We start from the raw sequence: 18092 nt of genomic DNA on the forward strand, positions 1-18092 counted from the left end.
CCCATGAAGGCCTATCTCTGGTTCTGGGGCGCGTTCCTGCTGTTCTTCGCGTTGCCCTTCCCCTGCATTCTCTATTTCGGCACCTCGTGGCCGGTGGCGCTGGCTGATCGCAGTGCACCGTGGCTGGCACTGTTGCTGCTGGCACTGTCGCTCGCTGCATGGCTCGCTCTGCTGTTCGCGTTCCTGCATTTCCTGCTGCTCGGCCCACCACGCGCCCTGCATCGCGTTCGCTCGATCCTCGCCGATGGCGAACCACGCGATGCGCTGATCGAAAACGCTGAACAGACCGGCGTGCAGGTGCGTGGCTTCGCGCAATGGAAACTGCAGCTGTCCTTCAAGAACCTGTCCGGCACGCCGATCCGCGAACTGCTGCTGGTAGTCGACAGCAAGCCGCAACTGCAGCGCTTCGGCGTCGGCAGGCACGTCGATGCACGCCTGAGCCGGGTGCCGGGCGCGTTCCCGAACGTGGTACTGGACGGCGCCCAGCCCGAACTGAATGTCGCCAGCCTGTGGCGGCGTGGCATCGGTGCAGCACTCGGCATCGGAACCGTTGCCGCTGCCTATGTGTTGGCCTACCGGCTGCAGAGCGAGGGCCTGGGCTGGACCTTCCTGACCTTCGGCCACCCTCTGCTGGTGTGCCCGCTGGTGTTGTGCGGCTACGCCCTGGTCCTGCGCCTGCTCGGCCGCCTGCTGCACGCCGATGCCCGCGGAGACGCGCTGAAGTACCGCGGCATCGGTGTGGAGGCCCGGGTATTGAAGGTGCGCCAGACCGGCACCTACCTCAACGAACAGCCGCAGGTGGAGTTCCAGCTGGAATACACCGACCGCGAAGGTGGCATACAGCAGGTGAGCGTGCGCCGCTTCATCCCGTTGATCGAGCTGGCCAACGTTCCACGCGAGCAGGTCACGCTGCTGTACGACCCGGATGACCGCAGCAATGTGCGCCTGGAGGCTGTATGAAGCGGCCGCCTTCCACACCCGTGGTATTTTCCGCCGTGCTGCTGGTGCTGGCCGGCGCCGCCGTTGCCGGTGGTGCGCTGCAGACGATAGGCGAAACACTGGGGCATTCGGTGCAGGCTGACCGCGCGACCGCGCCGATCACCATGCCGCCATCGCGCGAGAGGCCCGCTTCGCTCGCCCCGATTCCCGAACCGCGATCAATGCCGGTTCCCGAACGCAGCAACCGGTTGTTCGATGCGGACTACCTGCTGGCCGCCCGCCAGGCACTGGAACAGATGCCTGCACTGTCCGGGCACCGGTTGACGGTGTTCCACAGCATCCACTTCTACGACGATGGCCGCATCAACCTGGACCTGGTCGACCCGCAGCAGCCGACCCACGTCGACAGCTACCACTTCGAGCGTGGCCAATGGCGCAAGGGCAATCCAGTGAACCCGCAGCAGTTCGCGCCGACCATCAGCCTGCAGCGCAGCAGCACATCCCTGGCCAGCATCGATTTCGAGGCCGTGCCGCGCGTGGCGCAGGCATTGCAGGAACAACGCAATGCCCTGCAGAACCCCGCATCCGAAGTCGGCCACGTGTATGTGATCGTGCGCAAGGGCGGCAAGCTGGTGTGGCTGCCGGACGAAGTGGCCGGTGACCGCGAATCCGTACGCCTGCAGTTCGACGCACAGGGCAACGCCCGCGGCGTAAGCCGTCAGTAGGCAACGCGACCCATCCAGCTCTGGCAGCCGTTACTCCAGCAGGTAGAGCAAGGCCATTTGTTCGCTGACGAGAAGACTTGAACCAGCCGGCAGCCAATGCGGATACCCTCGATGGATCACAACTCCCAGTACTTGGAACCTTGGGTTTCATGCAGCCGGGATAGGAAGCCTGCAAGCGAGTCCGATGCTTCAGGCCAATCTTTTCGCTCGTCCAAAGGCAGGCAGACCAGCACCGTACCAAAGGCGTTCATCACCAGTAGATCTGAGTCGCCGTAGAAGCGGCCAAATACGACATCGCCGCTCCGGAAATCCAACGGACGCGAACCAGCGAGGAAGGTCGTCTGAACGTGTGCATCCTCGACGCTGAGCATCTCCATGCCCCATTGACCGAATTGCTCGTCCTTGAACAATTCCGCCGAAGCGTACACCTTCCAGAATGCGAGCAACTGCGCCGGGCAGCCCTGTAATCGCCGGTCTTCTGATATTGCAGCACCACGTTCTACGAAGAAGGATCGAAGCAGGAAAGGACACGCCCCATGCTGATGCATGGCGACCCGAGGCTTTGACCACTCCGCCCGGATGGCATCGATAACTGCAAACAGCGCGTTGATTCCCCTAGCCATCAGAAAATCATAACGAGGCCAGGCTAGCGATGACCAGGCAAAACTGAACGGGCTATGGCGTACTGCGCGCCATAGTACGTGGACAACACCAGCACGCTGGCCAGCGGCAGGCCGCCGGTGAAGCGGTCCCAGGCCAGCAGGGAATCGCTGGCGACGAACAGCAACGCACCTGCCGCGGCCCAGCGGGCGCTTCGGGCTTCCACGGCAGCGGGCTGCGGGCTGCGCCACTGCCGTGCCAGGGCCAGCGCTGCCATCGATGCCAGCACCACCACGTATGCCAGCACCGGCACACGCATCGGCACCGGCAGGTGCGGCCACAGGCCAAGCACATTGAGTACGGCAAAGGCCGCCAGCAGGACGCTGGCGGCGAGCAGGCCGCGTCCGGCACGCAGGCCATCGCGAAAGGCCACGATGTAGCAGAGGTGCGCCAGCAGGAACGCCACCAGCCCCGGTACGAACGCGTCCATCGGCAGCATCAGCGCGATGTCACCCACGCACGACAGCAGCATGCCGGCCAGCACCGCGCGCCGGTAGGTCGGCTGCGCAGGATCACGCACCCGCCAGGCGATGGCCGCGATCAGCAGCGTGGTCGCCGGCTTCGCCAGCCAATGCAGCCAGCGCCCGTCACCGTCCAGGAACGCACCGATGATGGCGAGGATCGCCATCAGCAGGATCACGCCATCGCCGGCGCGCGGCTTCATCGTGGCTTCCACAGCTCCGCAAGGCGGTCAGGCTTTCCGGCAATGCGCTCCAGCACCGGGTACTGCAGGCCACCGTGGTAGTCGATGTTCATCGTGTCGATCCGATCGAACTGCTTCACCAGCAGCACGATCGGCGCCTTGTCCTTCGCCGCCGCAGCCACCGCGTCCTTCAAGCGCTGGCTGCTGTACTCGCGGCCGCCAACGGCAATCACCTTCATGCCAGGCGCCAGGCCAGCGTTGAAGGCCGAGCTGTCCCAGATCACGTCGCCGACCGTACCGTTGTCGAGCACCGTCGCACCCAGCGAGTACGCCAGCAATGCGGCCTTGGCGCGCTTCTCCTGCGCCTTGTAGGCATCGTTCGGCGTATCGCGGTAGACCAGCTTCCAGCCCGCCAGCTCCAGGCCACCGGTCAACGCGCCGTGGCCGTCCAGGCGCCCGCGCAGGAACGTCGCCCAGTCGTACGGCGCGATGTCGTTCAAGGTCGCGACCACGTCGTCGAAGGTGTACGGGTTGACGTCCCAGTCGCCATTGCCGACGCCGAAGAAGGCGCGCGCGAAGTCATCCAGGCTGCGGCGGTTGCCACTCAGTTCGCGCAGCTTGCCTTCCACTTCCAGCCACAGCATCTGGCCGCCGGAGTAATAGTCTTCGCTCATCTGGTAGTTGCGGTACGGCAACGTGCGGCGCTGGGCGATGGTCGGGTCGTTGGTGGTGTCCTGCAGCGGACGCCAGGCCAGGCCCGGGCGGCCACGGTCATAGGTCGCGGCCACATTGGCCAGCATGTCGCGCGCCTGCGCAGCCGACCACAACCCCGAGCGTGCCGCCAGCACCTGCCCCCAGAACTGGGTCTGCCCTTCGTACACCCACAGCAGGCTGTCGCCCATCGGCGTGTTGAAGTTGGCGGTGGCAAGATCCGCGCCGCGACGGTACTTGCCGTTCCAGGAATGGGTGTACTCATGCGGCAGCAGATCGCGCATCCAGGCGTTGCTGTCCCACTCGGTGAAGTAACCCGGGTCGGCGCTGTTCTCGCTGGAACGGTGGTGCTCCAGGCCGATGCCACCAAGACGGTCGGTCAAGGCCAGCAGGAATTCATAGCGGTTGTAGTGACGCGCACCGAAGAGCTTGTCGGCCTGCTGCACCAGCGCGCGGTGCAGGGTGATCTGTGCCTCGCTCGGCTTCAGCGACTTGGCTTCGTCGGCAAACACATTGAGGTGCACCGGCACCTTCGCGCCCGGATCGAGATCGATGCGCTGGTAGTGCTCGCCGGCAAACAACGGCGAATCGACCAGATGGTCATACGAGATCGGCTTGAACACCACGTTATCGCCGTCGCGGTGCGCGGTTTCCAGCGCCGTGGCAAACGACCAGCCCTTGGGCAGGGTCACGCTGGCCTGCGCCTGCAGGTTGCGCGCATCTACGCCGGCCGGATACAGCGAATTGGCGTTCCACTGCAGGTTGAGCATTTCCGGGGTCATCACCACCCGCCCCTGGCTGCCGCCCTGCGAGGACAGGAAATCGAAGTGGGCGACGATCTCGCTGACGCCCTCGGGCACGTCCACCTTGAACGCATAGACGTTGTACTGGTCGCGCTGCCAGGCCAGCGGCTTGCCGTTGGCGGTCACGCGCAGGCCGGCCAGCTTGTCGATCGGGCCGGTGGGCGAATGGTTGCCGGGAATCCACTGCGGGTACAGCAGGGTGACCGGACCGGGCTTGACCGGCACGGTGGCGGTCACCTTGAAGATGCGACGGGCAAGGTCACGTGCATCCACATCGATGCGCAGCAGGCCTGGGGCTGCGGCATCACCCGATGGCGAGGCCTGCGCCAGCGCGGGCGTGGCGGCCAGCGCGAACAGCAACGACATCGCCAGGGCACGGGTCTTCATCGGCAACTTCCAGCATCGGAGAATCCTCCGATGCTAGGCCTGTGCGATGGCCGGCCCCATGGCCAAAGGTCATGGATGTGCTTATCCACGCCATGCGTGGATGAGGCCTTTCCCGGTCAGTCGACCAGGCGCAGGCGCAGTTCCTTCGGCAGCGCGAACACCATCGATTCCGGCTCGCCGTCCAGCTCGGACACGCCACTGGCACCCAGCTCGGCCAGGCGTGCCAGCACGCCGTCGACCAGCACCTGCGGCGCCGAGGCGCCAGCGGTCACGCCGATGTGCTGCTTGCCCGCCACCCACGCCGGGTCGATCTCGTGCGCGCCATCGATCAGGTACGACTCCACGCCTTCACGGCGGGCCAGCTCGCTCAGGCGGTTGGAGTTGGAGCTGTTCGGCGAACCGACCACCAGCACCAGGTCGCAGCGCTTGGCCAGATCGCGCACGGCATCCTGGCGGTTCTGCGTGGCGTAGCAGATGTCGTCGTTCTTCGGGCCCTGCATCGCCGGGAACCGCTCGCGCAGCGCATCGATGATGCCGCGCGTGTCATCCACCGACAGCGTGGTCTGGGTGGTGTAGGCGAAGTTGTCCGGCTGGTTGATCTGCAGCGTGGCAACCTGCTCCACGTCTTCCACCAGGTAGATCTGGCCGGTGCCGGCTTCGCGGTTCCACTGGCCCATGGTGCCTTCCACCTCCGGGTGACCGGCGTGGCCGATCAACACCACGTCACGGCCGGCACGGCAGTGGCGGGCGACTTCGAAGTGGACCTTGGTCACCAGCGGGCAGGTGGCGTCGAACACCTTCAGGCCACGACGCTCGGCTTCCTGGCGCACCGCCTGGGACACGCCATGGGCACTGAAGATCACCGTATTGTTGTCCGGCACTTCATCGAGCTCCTCGACGAAGATCGCGCCGCGCTGCTTCAGATCGTCGACCACGAAGCGGTTGTGCACCACTTCATGGCGGACATAGATGGGCGCGCCCAGCGTTTCGATCGCGCGCTTGACGATCTCGATCGCACGATCGACACCGGCACAGAAACCACGCGGGTTGGCGAGCAGCACATCCATCAGTTCAATCTCCCGGCAGCGGCCGGCTTACGGTTTCGGGTTGGCATTATCCGCCTTTTTGGCGGACTTGCCGTCGAACAGGCCAAACAGGGCGATGCCGATGGCACCCACCACGATGGCCGAGTCGGCGATGTTGAACGAGGGCCAGGTGTAGCTGCCCACGTACCACTGGATGAAGTCGACCACGTGACCGTGCACCTGGCGGTCGATCACGTTGCCGATGGCGCCGCCGATGATCAGTGCATACGGCACCGCGGCCTTCCAGTTGCCACGGGCGGTGCCGCGCAGCCACCAGGCCATCAGGCCGCTGATGGCGATAGCCAGTGCAGTGAAGAAGTACTTCTGCCAGCCACCGGCGTCGCTCAGGAAACTGAATGCCGCGCCGGTGTTATAGGTGCGGTACCAGTTCCAGAAGCCGTCGATGACCACCACCGGCTGGAACTCCGGGAGGCTGGACAGCACCCAGGCCTTGGACCACTGGTCCAGGCCGATGATGGCCACCGACAGCAGCAGCCAGACCAGCGCGTTCGGATGCGGACGGGGCGCGGCCATCAGAACCAGCTCCGCACTTCGCCGGCGCCGGTCACGTTATTCACGCAGCGGCCGCACAGTTCCGGATGGTCGGCGTTGCTGCCGACGTCGGCGCGGTGGTGCCAGCAGCGCACGCACTTGGCCTTGCTGGTCGGCTGGGCACTGACAAACACCTCGTCGGTGCTCGCCGGGCGCACCTGCACGTCGCCACTGATGAACAGGAAACGCAGTTCATCGGCCAGCGGCTGCCAGCGCGCGGCCTGCTCCTCGCTGGCGGCAATGGTGATCTCCGCTTCCAGTGCGGCACCGATCGCGCCGTTTGCCCGCATCGGCTCGAGCACCTTGGCCACCTGTTCGCGCACGGCCAGCAGCTGGTCGAAGTCGGCGGCGTTGAGCTGGGCATCGGCCGGCAGCGGCGCCAGGCCGTCGTACCAGGTGGTGAACAGCACATGGCCAGCATGCTCGCCCGGCAGGTAGCCCCACAGCTCGTCGGCGGTGAAGGTCAGGATCGGCGCGACCCAGCGGGTGAACGCTTCGGCGATGTGGTACATCGCGCTCTGTGCCGAACGGCGACCGTGCGAATCGGTCGGCATCGTGTACAGGCGATCCTTGGTCACGTCCAGGTACAGCGAGCCCAGGTCCACGCTGCAGAAGTTCAGCAGCAGCTGCACGATCTCGGCCATGTTATAGCCGTCGTAGGCCGCCTTGATCTTCTCCTGCAGCTCCCACGCGCGATGCACGATCCAGCGGTCCAGCGCGACCATCTGCTCGAGCGGCTGCAGGTGCAGCGCCGGGTCGAAGCCGTCCAGGTTGCCGAGCAGGAAGCGTGCGGTGTTGCGCAGGCGGCGGTAGGCATCGGCATTGCGCTTCAGGATCTCCTGCGACAGCGACATCTCGTTGCTGTAGTCGGCCGAGGCGATCCACAGGCGCAGGATGTCCGCGCCCAGCTTGTTCATGATGTCCTGCGGCTCGATGCCGTTGCCCAGCGACTTGGACATCTTGCGGCCGTGCTCATCCACGGTGAAGCCGTGGGTCAGGCACTGCTTGTACGGGGCGCGCTTGTCGATCGCCACGCCGGTAAGCAGCGAGGACTGGAACCAGCCGCGGTGCTGGTCGGAACCTTCCAGGTACAGGTCGGCCGGCTTGCCGAAGCCACGCGCGGCGAGCACGCCTTCATGGGTCACACCCGAATCGAACCAGACGTCGAGGATGTCGGTGACCTTCTCGTAGTCGGCGGCTTCAGCGCCCAGCAGTTCGGCGGCATCCAGCGAGTACCACACGTCGATGCCCTCGGCTTCGACGCGGTCGGCGACCTGCTGCATCAGCTCCACCGAACGCGGATGGATCTCGCCGGTCTGCCGGTGGGTGAACAGTGCGATCGGCACGCCCCAGGTGCGCTGGCGCGAGATGGTCCAGTCCGGGCGGCCGTCGACCATGCTCTGGATGCGCGCCTTCCCCCAGGTCGGGAACCAGCCGACGGTGTCGATGGCGGCCAGCGCATCGTTGCGCAGGTTGGCCTTGTCCATCGAGATGAACCACTGCGGGGTGGCGCGGAACACCACCGGCGTCTTGTGGCGCCAGCAGTGCGGGTAGCTGTGGCGGATCGGATGGAACGCCAGCAGCGAACCGTTCTCGCGCAGCACGCCGACGATGGCCTCCTGCGCCTTCCACAGGTGCTGGCCGGCCAGCACCACGTCACCGGCCGGCGGGGTCGATTCCAGGTACACGCCACGACCGTCGATCGGGGTCACCTGGCCAGCGTTGTACTTGTCCAGCAGGCCGTACTTCTGGCTGACCACGAAGTCTTCCTGGCCGTGGCCGGGGGCGGTGTGCACCGCACCGGTACCGTCCTCGTCGGAGACGTGGTCGCCGTTGAGCACCAGGATCTCGCGCTCCGGGTAGAACGGGTGCGCCAGCAGCTGGTTCTCCAGCGCCGCACCGGTGGTTTCACCGTGCAGCACCACGTTTTCGACGCCATAGCGCTGCAGCGCGCGCTCGGCCAGCGCCGCAGCCAGCACCAGCCAACGGCGCTTGCCGTTGTGCGCCGGGCCTTCGGCCAGCACGTAGCGGATCTCCGCGCCCAGCGACACCGCCAGCGAGGCCGGCAGCGTCCACGGGGTGGTGGTCCAGATCGGTACGGCCACTTCCACGTCGGCCGGCACGCTCACGCCGAACGCCTGGCCGATGGCCTGGGCATCGCGCGCGGCGTAGGCCACGTCGATCGCCGGCGATTCCTTTTCCTGGTACTCGATCTCGGCCTCGGCCAGCGCCGAGCCACAGTCGAAGCACCAGTACACCGGCTTGGCGCCGCGCACCAGGTGACCGTTGGCCACGACCTTGGACAGCGCGCGGATCTCGTTGGCTTCGAAGTCGAAGCTCAGGGTCTTGTACGGGTTGTCCCAGTCACCGGTCACGCCCAGGCGCTTGAAGTCCACGCGCTGGATGTTGATCTGCTCTTCGGCGAACTCGCGGCACTTCTGGCGGAATTCGACGGCGTCGAGCTTGGTGCCGACCTTGCCCCACTTCTTTTCCACCGCAATCTCGATCGGCAGGCCATGGCAGTCCCAGCCCGGCACATAGGGCGCATCGAAGCCGGCCAGGTAGCGCGACTTGACGATGATGTCCTTCAGGATCTTGTTGACCGCGTGGCCCAGGTGGATGCGGCCGTTGGCGTACGGGGGGCCGTCGTGCAGCACGAACAGCGGGCGGCCGGCGGCGTTGTCGCGCAGCTGCTGGTAGAGCCCCTGCGCTTCCCACCGCGCCAGAATGCCCGGCTCGCGCTTGGGCAGGTCGCCGCGCATCGGGAATTCGGTGGCTGGCAGGTTCAGGGTGGTCTTGTAGTCCTGGCTCACGCAGTGGCTCGCAATCTATGTTCGGAAAGGATGGCGCGCGCCTGTTCGGCGTCGCGGTGCATCTGGTCGGTCAGCGCCGCCAGATCATTGAACTTCTCTTCGTCGCGCAGCTTGGCGACGAATTCCACGTCGATGTGGCGACCGTACAGGTCACCCTGGAAATCGAACAGGTGGGCTTCCAGCAGCGGCTCCACGCCCTCCACCGTCGGCCGCGTGCCGAAGCTGGACACCGATGGCCACGGTTGGTCGAACACACCATGCACCCAGGTCGCGTAGATACCCGACAGCGCCGGCGTCTTCGGGAAACGCAGGTTGGCAGTGGGGAAACCCAGCGTACGGCCAAGCTGTCGACCGCGCACCACCCGGCCGCTGATCGCGTAGGGACGGCCCAGCAGGTCGTTGGCACGGGCGAAGTCGCCCTGCTGCAGCAGCTGGCGGATGCGGGTGCTGGAAATGCGCTCGCCATGCAGATCCACCGCTTCGATCTCGCCCGCGGTGAAGCCCAGTGCAGCGCCCATCTTCTGCAGCAGGGCCAGGTCGCCACGGCGGCGGTTGCCGAAGCAGAACTCCGGGCCGATCCACACTTCGCGTGCGCCCAGGCGGTGGGCCAGCAGCCGGTGGACGAAATCCTCGGCCGGCATCGCTGCCATCGCCGCGTCGAAACGCAACAGTCCGATCGCATCCACACCGAGCTCGCGCAGGATCTCGACCTTGCTGCGCGCCAGGGTCAGCCGCGGTGGCGGCGTGCCCTGGGAAAAGAATTCACGCGGCAGCGGCTCGAATGCCACGGCCACTGCGGCCACGCCCAAGGCGCGCGCGCGGGCAACCGCGTGGCGCACCAGCGCACGATGGCCTAGGTGGAGGCCGTCAAATGCACCGATACAGACCACGCTTCCGTTGGGGAACAGCGCCCCGCCCTCCACGCTTCTGAACAGCCTGCTCATCAACTCTCGTTCCGGCCCGACCGGGGCCGCCGCTTCAATGGTGTAACCCTGAAGTATAGCCGTCACGGCGCACGATCAATGCCCACGCAGGTCGCGCGGGCGGAAGCCCATCGCCACCATGGCAACCGCGTAGGTCGCGCCACCGCCACCGACCAGCAGCGCCAGGGCGCCGATCCGCTCCCACACAGTCATCGCCGAGAAGCCTGGCAGCCAGTGCAGCAGGGCCAGCAGCACCCCGACCATGGCCGCGCAGGCCAGCAGCAGCCGCAGCAGATAGCCAGCCCAGCCCGGCCGGCGGCGGTAGACATCGGTCTTGCCCAGCCAGTACCAGAGCAGGCCCAGGTTCAGGTAACTGGACAGCGCACTGGCAATGCCCAGCGCCAGGTGCAGGCCCGGCTGCTTGCCGATGGCCGCCATCACGCCCTGCGCCTTCAGCTCGTCCGGCACCATCACCTGGTACAACACCGCCAGAAGGGCGAAGTTGAACACCATGTTGGCCACCAGCGCGGCCACACCCGCGCGCACCGGCGTCTTGGTGTCCTGGCGGGCGTAGAAAGCCGGCAGTACCACCTTCAGCAGGGCGAATGCCGGCAGGCCGAAGCTCAGGCCGTACACCGACAACGCGGTCATGCGGGTATCGAAGGCACTGAACTGGCCGTGCTGGAAGATGGTCGCGATCAGCGGCTCGGCCAGCAGCAGCAGGCCCAGCATGGCCGGCACCGAGATCAGCAGGGTCATGCGCAGGCCCCAGTCCAACGAGCGCGAGAAGCCCTCGCGGTCGGTACTGACGTGATGGCGGGCCAGCGCCGGCAGGATCACCGTGCCCAGCGCCACGCCGAACACGCCCAGCGGCAGCTCCAGGAAGCGGTCGGCCAGCGACAGCCAGGACTGCGAGCCATCGGTCAGCTTGGCCGCGATCACCGTGTCCAGCAGCAGGTTGATCTGCGCCACAGAGGAACCGAACAGGGTCGGCACCATCAGCGTCATCACCTTGCGCACGCCCGGATGGCTCCAGCCCCAGCGCGGCAGGGTCAGCAGGTTGATGCCCTTCAGCGAGGGCAGCTGGAACAGCAACTGCAGGATGCCGGCCGCCAGCACCGCCCAGCCCAGCGCCAGGATCTGCTTTTCTGGCGTGCCGCCCAGCCGCGGCGCCAGCCACAGCGCACCGGCGATCATGCACAGGTTGAGAATGACCGGGGTCAGCGCCGGCATCGCGAAGCGCTGGAAGCTGTTCAGCGCACCGCCGGCCAGTGCGGTCAGCGAGACGAACAGCAGGAACGGGAAGGTCAGGCGGAACAGGTCGACCAGCAGGCCCTGCTTGACCGGGTCGGTATCAACGCCACTGGAGAAGACCGAGGCCAGCTGCGGCGCGAAGATCAGCGCCAGTGCGGTGACCAGCATCAGCACCCCGCCCAGGGTGCCGGCGGTGCGCGCCATCAGTTCGCGCAGTTCGGCGTGGCTGCGGGTTTCCTTCACTTCCGTGAACACGGGCACGAAAGCGGTGGCAAACGAGCCCTCGGCGAACAAACGCCGCAGGAAATTGGGTACCCTGAAGGCGACCCAGAAAGCATCAGTGATGGCGTTGGTGCCGAACGTGGTGGTCACCACGAAGTCCCGGACAAGTCCGAGAACGCGCGAGACCATGGTCATGCTGCTGAACGACAGCAGGCCCCGCAACAACTTGGGTGAACTCACTCAGCGTCCCTCTTGACAATCGACTTGACGTGCATTTCTTACGCCATCATACTAGCTAGCTTGCTGTTCCCATAACACCGATTTTTCAGGAAACCACCACCGTGGCCAATATCAAGTCCGCCAAGAAGCGCGCCAAGCAGACCGTCGTGCGCAACGCGCGCAACGTGGCTCAGCGCTCGATGCTGCGCACCGCTGTCAAGAAAGTGATCAAGGCGCTGGACGCCAACGATGCCGCCGGCGCCGAAGCCGCCTTCGCCGTTGCCCAGCCGATCCTGGATCGCTTCAGCGCGCGTGGCCTGATCCACAAGAACAAGGCTGCTCGCCACAAGAGCCGCCTGAACGACCGCATCAAGGCCCTCAAGGCCGCCTGATCCGGCGTTGCCGCCCTGCCCTTCGGGGTTGGGCTGCAGGCAAAAGCCCGGCCCCGGCCGGGTTTTTTGTTGCCTGCGGTCCGGGCGATCCGCGGAGCCGCGCGGCCGGCACTACCAAATGAAAAACCCGGCCGAAGCCGGGTTTTTCGCATGGAACCACAACGGCATTACTGCGCGTTGCGGGCTTCCTGCTCTTCTTCCTTCTGGCGATCGAAGAAGGCCATGATCCGGCTCATGATCGGGAAAGTACCTTCGCGGCCCAGCGCGGAGACCAGGAACCACGGCTCCTTCCAGCCCAGTTCGGCGACGATCTGCTCGGCCGCGGCCTGCGCCTCGTCTTCGAACATCAGGTCAGCCTTGTTCAGCACCAGCCAGCGCGGCTTGTTCAGCAGCTCCGGATCGTGCTTCTCCAGCTCGCGTTCGATCGCACGCACCTGCTCCACCGGCGAAATCCCCTCCACGCCGCCTTCCATCGGCGAGATGTCCACCAGGTGCAGCAGCAGGCGGGTGCGCTGCAGGTGGCGCAGGAACTGCGCACCCAGGCCGGCACCATCCGCCGCGCCTTCGATCAGGCCCGGAATATCAGCGATCACGAAGCTGCGGTGGTTTTCCACCTTCACCACACCCAGGTTCGGGTACAGCGTGGTGAACGGGTAATCGGCCACCTTCGGCGTTGCAGCCGAAACGGCACGGATCAGGGTGCTCTTGCCGGCATTGGGGAAGCCCAGCAGGCCGACGTCGGCCAGCAGCTTCAGCTCCAGCTTCAGCGTGCGCTCCTCACCCGGCTCGCCCGGCAGCGCCTGGCGCGGCGAGCGATTGGTCGAGCTCTTGAAGTGCATGTTGCCCAGGCCACCGCGGCCGCCCTTGGCCACCAGCAGGCGGTCGCCGTGCCGGGTCAGGTCGCCGATGACTTCATCGGTGGCAACGTTGATGACCACGGTGCCGACCGGCACGGTGATGGTCAGGTCTTCGCCGCCCTTGCCGTAGGCCTGGCGGCCCATGCCGTTCTCGCCACGCTGCGCCTTGAAGATGCGCTCATGGCGGAAGTCGACCAGGGTGTTCAGGTTTTCGTCGGCGCGGATGTAAACGCTGCCGCCCGCACCGCCGTCGCCGCCGTCCGGGCCGCCGAGCGGAATGAACTTCTCGCGACGGAAGCCAATGCAGCCGTTGCCGCCGTTGCCGGCGAACACTTCGATTTCTGCTTCGTCTACCAGTTTCATTGTTTCGATGCCTGCGATGGGCGCGGCCTGCTGGCCGCCACCTTGAATGTCATGCCGGCCGCGGGCCGGTAACCCGGCCCAGCCGGTCTTGCTTCAACTCTAACGAAAAGCCCCGCCGAAGCGGGGCTCTTCATGCAGCACTCCCATGCCGGGGCACGGGTGCCGGCGATGCCTGGATCAGGCGTCGGCCGAGACGATGCTGACGGTGCGGCGCTTCTTGGCGCCCTTGACCGAGAACTCCACCTTGCCGTCCACGAGGGCGAACAGGGTGTGGTCACGGCCCAGGCCAACGCCGGTGCCCGGATGGAACTGGGTGCCGCGCTGACGCACGATGATGTTGCCGGCTTCGATGGCCTGGCCGCCGAAGATCTTGACGCCCAGGTACTTCGGGTTGGAGTCGCGACCGTTGCGCGAGGAGCCTACGCCCTTTTTATGTGCCATGACTGCTTCTCCTGATACTTAGCCGGCGATGCCGGTGATCTCGATTTCGGTGTAGTACTGACGGTGACCCTGACGCTTCATGTGGTGCTTGCGGCGACGGAACTTGATGATCCGCACCTTGTCAGCACGACCCTGGGACAGGACCTTGGCGGTGACGGCAGCGCCCTTCAGCGCATCGCCCAGCTTCACGCCATCGCTGTCACCCAGCATCAGGATGTTGTCGAACTTGATCTCGCTGCCGACTTCGACTTCGAGCTTTTCAATGCGGAGCTTTTCGCCCTGCGCCACGCGGTATTGCTTACCGCCGGTGACCAGTACTGCGTACATGACCAGGCCTTCCTCTGTAGTTATTGTGGTCTGAACTGCCGCCATCGAGGGCGAACAGGAGCGGGATTGTACGCAGATCAGCGGGCGCGGGTCAAGTCAACCCCTGAACGACCCACGGGCCCGGACCTGCAGGCCGAGCCATGCACGGCTGAACGGTTCGCGGTCCAGGCCGCTGCACATGGCCCGACCCTACACAAAGCTGTCGGCCGGTCTCACAACGTGAGACGCCGGGGTGGCATTGTCGCCCATTGCCCCCATCTGGTCACCTCGGTAGGCTGACCGATTGCCGTTCCCTGCTGGCCCGGCACCCAGCCAACGCCCCCACAACCGGATCCCCCATGGCGATGGATTTCATCCGCATCCGCGGCGCGCGGACGCACAACCTGAAGAACCTCGACCTCGACCTGCCCCGCGACAAGCTGATCGTGATCACCGGCCTGTCCGGTTCGGGCAAGTCCTCGCTGGCGTTCGACACCATCTATGCAGAAGGCCAGCGCCGCTACGTCGAGTCGCTGTCGGCCTATGCGCGCCAGTTCCTGAGCGTGATGGAAAAGCCGGACCTGGACCACATCGAAGGCCTGTCCCCTGCCATCTCGATCGAGCAGAAGTCGACCTCGCACAACCCGCGTTCGACGGTCGGCACCATCACCGAGATCTACGACTACCTGCGCCTGCTGTACGCACGCGTGGGCACCCCGCGCTGCCCGGACCACGGCTACCCACTGGAGGCGCAGACGGTCAGCCAGATGGTCGACCAGGTGCTGACCCTGGACCCGGAGCAGCGCTACATGCTGCTGGCCCCGGTCATCCGTGACCGCAAGGGCGAACACGCACAGGTCTTCGACCAGCTGCGCGCGCAGGGCTTCGTGCGTGTGCGCGTGGACGGCGAGCTGCACGAAATCGATGCGGTGCCGCCGCTGGCGCTGCGCCAGAAACACACCATCGAGGCGGTGATCGACCGCTTCCGCCCGCGCGAGGACATCAAGCAGCGCCTGGCCGAGAGCTTTGAAACGGCGCTCAAGCTGGGCGATGGCATGGCCTCGGTGCAGAGCCTGGACAGCGCCGATGCTTCGCCCACGCTGTTCTCCTCCAAGTACTCCTGCCCGGTCTGCGACTACTCGCTGCCGGAGCTGGAACCGCGCCTGTTCTCGTTCAATGCACCGATGGGTGCGTGCCCCGGCTGCGATGGCCTGGGCATGGCCGAGTTCTTCGATCCGTCGCGGGTGGTGGTGCATCCGGAGCTGTCGCTGGCCGCCGGTGCGGTGCGAGGCTGGGACCGTCGCAACGCCTACTACTTCCAGCTGATCGCCTCGCTGGCCAAGCACTACAGGTTCGACGTGGACGCTGCGTGGAACTCCCTGTCAGCCAAGGTGCAGCAGGCCGTGCTGTACGGCAGCGGCGATGAAACGATCACCTTCACCTACTTCACCGAAGCCGGCGGCCGCACCCAGCGCAAGCACCGCTTCGAAGGCATCATTCCCAACCTCGAACGCCGCTACAAGGAGACCGAATCGCCGGCGGTACGCGAGGAGCTGTCCAAGTACATCAGCGAACGCCCGTGCCCGGAGTGCAACGGCGCGCGCCTGAACAAGGCGGCACGCAACGTGTTCGTGGCCGACCGCCCACTGCCGGAGCTGGTGGTGTTGCCGATCGACGAGGCGCTGAAGTTCTTCAGCGAGCTGAGCCTGCCGGGCTGGCGTGGCGAGATCGCCGCGAAGATCGTCAAGGAAATCGGTGAGCGCCTCGGCTTCCTGGTCGATGTGGGCCTGGATTACCTGACCCTGGAACGCAAGGCCGACACCCTGTCCGGTGGCGAGGCGCAGCGCATCCGCCTGGCCAGCCAGATCGGCGCCGGCCTGGTGGGCGTGATGTACGTGCTCGACGAACCGTCGATCGGTCTGCACCAGCGCGACAATGAACGCCTGTTGGGCACCCTCACCCGCCTGCGCGACCTGGGCAACACGGTGATCGTGGTCGAGCATGACGAGGACGCGATCCGCCTGGCCGACTACGTGCTGGACATCGGCCCGGGCGCGGGTGTGCATGGCGGCGAGATCGTCGGCCAGGGCACCCTGCAGGACATTCTGGAGGCCCCGCGCTCGCTGACCGGCCAGTACCTGTCCGGCAAGCGCGCAATCGAGATTCCTGCTCGCCGGCACACGCCGAACCCGAAGATGACGCTGCACCTGCGCGGTGCCAGCGGCAACAACCTCAAGGGCGTGGACCTGGCGATTCCGGCGGGCCTGCTGACCTGCGTGACGGGCGTGTCCGGCTCGGGCAAGTCGACCCTGATCAACGATACCCTGTTCTCGCTGGCTGCCAACGAGATCAACGGTGCCTCGCACCCGGTTGCGCCGTACAGGGAGATTGATGGCCTGGATCTGTTCGACAAGGTGGTGGACATCGACCAGTCGCCGATCGGCCGCACCCCGCGATCGAACCCGGCCACCTACACCGGCCTGTTCACGCCGCTGCGCGAGTTGTTCGCACAGGTGCCGGAGGCGCGTGCGCGCGGCTATTCGCCGGGCCGTTTCAGCTTCAACGTGCGCGGCGGCCGCTGCGAGGCCTGCCAGGGCGACGGCCTGATCAAGGTGGAGATGCACTTCCTGCCGGACGTGTACGTGCCCTGCGATGTCTGCCACGGCAAGCGCTACAACCGCGAAACGCTGGAGATCCTTTACAAGGGCTTCAACATCAACGACGTGCTGGAAATGACCGTCGAGGATGCGCTGAAGCTGTTCGAGCCGGTGCCGTCGATCGCGCGCAAGCTGGAAACGCTGGTGGACGTGGGCCTGAGCTACATCAAGCTGGGCCAGAGCGCGACCACGCTGTCCGGTGGTGAAGCCCAGCGCGTGAAGCTGTCCAAGGAACTGTCGCGCCGCGATACCGGCCGCACCCTGTACATCCTCGACGAGCCGACCACCGGCCTGCACTTCCACGACATCGAAGCGCTGCTGGGCGTGCTGCACAAGCTGCGCGACGAAGGCAACACGGTGGTGGTGATCGAGCACAACCTGGACGTGATCAAGACCGCCGACTGGATCGTGGATCTGGGCCCGGAAGGCGGCCATCGCGGTGGCACCATCCTGGTCACCGGCACGCCGGAGGATGTGGCGGCCTGCCCGCAGTCGTACACCGGCCAGTTCCTGGCCCGCATGCTGCCCTCCACCAGCGCGCGCCCGGAGCAACCGGCTGCGGTGGCCAACAAGCCCGACGCCCGTCCGCCACGCAAGCTGAAGCCTGAGAAGCCGGCGAAGAAGGCGGTGGCTGCCAGGAGCACCGGCAAGACCAGCAAGACCGCGACGACCCGCAAGAAGGAGGACGCCTGATGAGCAGCGAACACAAGATCCTGGCCCGCATCCCGATCAGCGTGCGCTGGCGTGACATGGACAGCATGGGCCACGTCAACAATGCCAAGTACATTTCCTACCTGGAGGAAGCGCGCGTGCGCTGGATGCTGGGCGTGGAAGGCGTGTCGATGACCGACCGCATCGCACCGGTGGTGGCCGCGACCAACGTCAACTACCGCCTGCCGATCGTGTGGCCCAACGACATCCTGGTCGAGCTGTTCGTCGAGCGCCTGGGCAACAGCAGCGTGACCATCGGCCACCGCATCGTCGACCAGCAGGACGACTCGAAGCTGTACTCGGATGGCAACGTGGTGGTGGTCTGGATGGATACGCAGACCGGCAGGAGCGCACCGCTGCCGGAGGCGATCCGCAGCGCTTCCACCTGAAGGTAGTGCCGGCCGCTGGCCGGCAACCTCCAGATGCTTC

Annotated in this window: 16 protein-coding genes; 5 read left to right on the forward strand and 11 right to left on the reverse strand. The window is 65.9% G+C overall.

Annotation, left to right across the window (positions count from 1 at the left end; translation table 11 throughout):
• The first annotated feature begins 3 nt into the window (after positions 1-3).
• Complete coding sequence (locus AC5P7R_RS01030; protein WP_021202456.1) at positions 4-960, forward strand: hypothetical protein; 957 nt, start codon at positions 4-6, stop codon at positions 958-960.
• Positions 957-1664, forward strand: coding sequence for a hypothetical protein (locus AC5P7R_RS01035; RefSeq protein ID WP_021202455.1), 708 nt, complete (start codon positions 957-959; stop codon positions 1662-1664). The genes AC5P7R_RS01030 and AC5P7R_RS01035 overlap by 4 nt, the downstream gene beginning before the upstream one ends.
• 116 nt (positions 1665-1780) lie before the next feature.
• On the opposite strand, the gene AC5P7R_RS01040 is transcribed toward AC5P7R_RS01035, so the two are convergent.
• From AC5P7R_RS01040 to murJ, 8 genes are all read right to left on the reverse strand, one after another.
• Positions 1781-2287, reverse strand: a complete 507-nt coding sequence (locus AC5P7R_RS01040; RefSeq protein ID WP_019337508.1) for a hypothetical protein — start codon at positions 2285-2287, stop codon at positions 1781-1783.
• Positions 2288-2310: 23 nt separating this feature from the next.
• The gene (locus AC5P7R_RS01045) at positions 2311-2988 is read right to left on the reverse strand and encodes a lysoplasmalogenase (RefSeq protein ID WP_021202454.1); all 678 of its coding nucleotides are present in this window, start codon (positions 2986-2988) and stop codon (positions 2311-2313) included.
• Positions 2985-4868: a M61 family metallopeptidase gene (locus tag AC5P7R_RS01050; protein ID WP_478436255.1), complete on the reverse strand. Its 1884-nt coding sequence runs from the start codon at positions 4866-4868 to the stop codon at positions 2985-2987. The genes AC5P7R_RS01045 and AC5P7R_RS01050 overlap by 4 nt, the downstream gene beginning before the upstream one ends.
• A gap of 116 nt (positions 4869-4984) precedes the next feature.
• Complete coding sequence (gene ispH, locus AC5P7R_RS01055) at positions 4985-5935, reverse strand: 4-hydroxy-3-methylbut-2-enyl diphosphate reductase (protein ID WP_019659291.1); 951 nt, start codon at positions 5933-5935, stop codon at positions 4985-4987.
• 27 nt (positions 5936-5962) lie between these two features.
• Entirely contained in the window at positions 5963-6487 is a 525-nt protein-coding gene (gene lspA, locus AC5P7R_RS01060; protein WP_014646377.1) for a signal peptidase II, read from the reverse strand.
• Complete coding sequence (ileS, locus tag AC5P7R_RS01065) at positions 6487-9318, reverse strand: isoleucine--tRNA ligase (RefSeq protein ID WP_021202452.1); 2832 nt, start codon at positions 9316-9318, stop codon at positions 6487-6489. Before ileS ends, lspA begins: the two co-directional genes overlap by 1 nt.
• A complete protein-coding gene (locus AC5P7R_RS01070; RefSeq protein WP_019659293.1) occupies positions 9315-10262 on the reverse strand; it encodes a bifunctional riboflavin kinase/FAD synthetase in 948 nt (315 codons plus the stop codon). The genes ileS and AC5P7R_RS01070 overlap by 4 nt, the downstream gene beginning before the upstream one ends.
• 75 nt (positions 10263-10337) lie before the next feature.
• Positions 10338-11942 (reverse strand): murein biosynthesis integral membrane protein MurJ, encoded by a 1605-nt coding sequence (gene murJ, locus AC5P7R_RS01075; RefSeq protein ID WP_032955127.1) that lies wholly within the window; start codon positions 11940-11942, stop codon positions 10338-10340.
• Positions 11943-12058: 116 nt separating this feature from the next.
• On the opposite strand from murJ, the gene rpsT reads away from it, so the two are divergent.
• A complete protein-coding gene (rpsT, locus tag AC5P7R_RS01080) occupies positions 12059-12328 on the forward strand; it encodes a 30S ribosomal protein S20 (protein ID WP_005408560.1) in 270 nt (89 codons plus the stop codon).
• Positions 12329-12495: 167 nt separating this feature from the next.
• Here the strand turns inward: rpsT and cgtA are convergent, their stop codons facing one another.
• The 3 genes from cgtA to rplU form a co-directional block, all read right to left on the reverse strand.
• Positions 12496-13548 carry an Obg family GTPase CgtA gene (gene cgtA, locus AC5P7R_RS01085; protein ID WP_021202450.1) on the reverse strand — a complete coding sequence of 351 codons (1053 nt, stop codon included), beginning with the start codon at positions 13546-13548 and terminating at the stop codon, positions 12496-12498.
• A gap of 177 nt (positions 13549-13725) precedes the next feature.
• Positions 13726-13989 carry a 50S ribosomal protein L27 gene (gene rpmA / locus AC5P7R_RS01090; RefSeq protein WP_005408558.1) on the reverse strand — a complete coding sequence of 88 codons (264 nt, stop codon included), beginning with the start codon at positions 13987-13989 and terminating at the stop codon, positions 13726-13728.
• 18 nt (positions 13990-14007) lie between these two features.
• Entirely contained in the window at positions 14008-14316 is a 309-nt protein-coding gene (gene rplU, locus AC5P7R_RS01095) for a 50S ribosomal protein L21 (RefSeq protein WP_005408557.1), read from the reverse strand.
• A gap of 338 nt (positions 14317-14654) precedes the next feature.
• Between rplU and uvrA the strand changes: the two genes are divergently transcribed.
• Positions 14655-17645, forward strand: a complete 2991-nt coding sequence (gene uvrA / locus AC5P7R_RS01100; RefSeq protein WP_478436254.1) for an excinuclease ABC subunit UvrA — start codon at positions 14655-14657, stop codon at positions 17643-17645.
• Positions 17645-18052: an acyl-CoA thioesterase gene (locus AC5P7R_RS01105; RefSeq protein WP_019659297.1), complete on the forward strand. Its 408-nt coding sequence runs from the start codon at positions 17645-17647 to the stop codon at positions 18050-18052. The genes uvrA and AC5P7R_RS01105 overlap by 1 nt, the downstream gene beginning before the upstream one ends.
• The last annotated feature ends 40 nt before the right edge of the window (positions 18053-18092 follow it).

The organism is Stenotrophomonas sp. YJH_SMC_27, from assembly GCF_059369815.1.

Bases quoted from the DNA above. Each gene is read 5' to 3' on its own strand.
- AC5P7R_RS01035 (WP_021202455.1), top strand. From the start codon at position 957: ATGAAGCGGCCGCCTTCCACACCCGTGGTATTTTCCGCCGTGCTGCTG.
- rplU (WP_005408557.1), bottom strand. From the start codon at position 14,316: ATGTACGCAGTACTGGTCACCGGCGGTAAGCAATACCGCGTGGCGCAG.
- AC5P7R_RS01070 (WP_019659293.1), bottom strand. From the start codon at position 10,262: ATGAGCAGGCTGTTCAGAAGCGTGGAGGGCGGGGCGCTGTTCCCCAAC.
- AC5P7R_RS01045 (WP_021202454.1), bottom strand. From the start codon at position 2,988: ATGAAGCCGCGCGCCGGCGATGGCGTGATCCTGCTGATGGCGATCCTC.
- ispH (WP_019659291.1), bottom strand. From the start codon at position 5,935: ATGGATGTGCTGCTCGCCAACCCGCGTGGTTTCTGTGCCGGTGTCGAT.
- cgtA (WP_021202450.1), bottom strand. From the start codon at position 13,548: ATGAAACTGGTAGACGAAGCAGAAATCGAAGTGTTCGCCGGCAACGGC.
- lspA (WP_014646377.1), bottom strand. From the start codon at position 6,487: ATGGCCGCGCCCCGTCCGCATCCGAACGCGCTGGTCTGGCTGCTGCTG.
- AC5P7R_RS01105 (WP_019659297.1), top strand. From the start codon at position 17,645: ATGAGCAGCGAACACAAGATCCTGGCCCGCATCCCGATCAGCGTGCGC.
- AC5P7R_RS01040 (WP_019337508.1), bottom strand. From the start codon at position 2,287: ATGGCTAGGGGAATCAACGCGCTGTTTGCAGTTATCGATGCCATCCGG.
- AC5P7R_RS01030 (WP_021202456.1), top strand. From the start codon at position 4: ATGAAGGCCTATCTCTGGTTCTGGGGCGCGTTCCTGCTGTTCTTCGCG.
- uvrA (WP_478436254.1), top strand. From the start codon at position 14,655: ATGGCGATGGATTTCATCCGCATCCGCGGCGCGCGGACGCACAACCTG.
- rpmA (WP_005408558.1), bottom strand. From the start codon at position 13,989: ATGGCACATAAAAAGGGCGTAGGCTCCTCGCGCAACGGTCGCGACTCC.
- AC5P7R_RS01050 (WP_478436255.1), bottom strand. From the start codon at position 4,868: ATGAAGACCCGTGCCCTGGCGATGTCGTTGCTGTTCGCGCTGGCCGCC.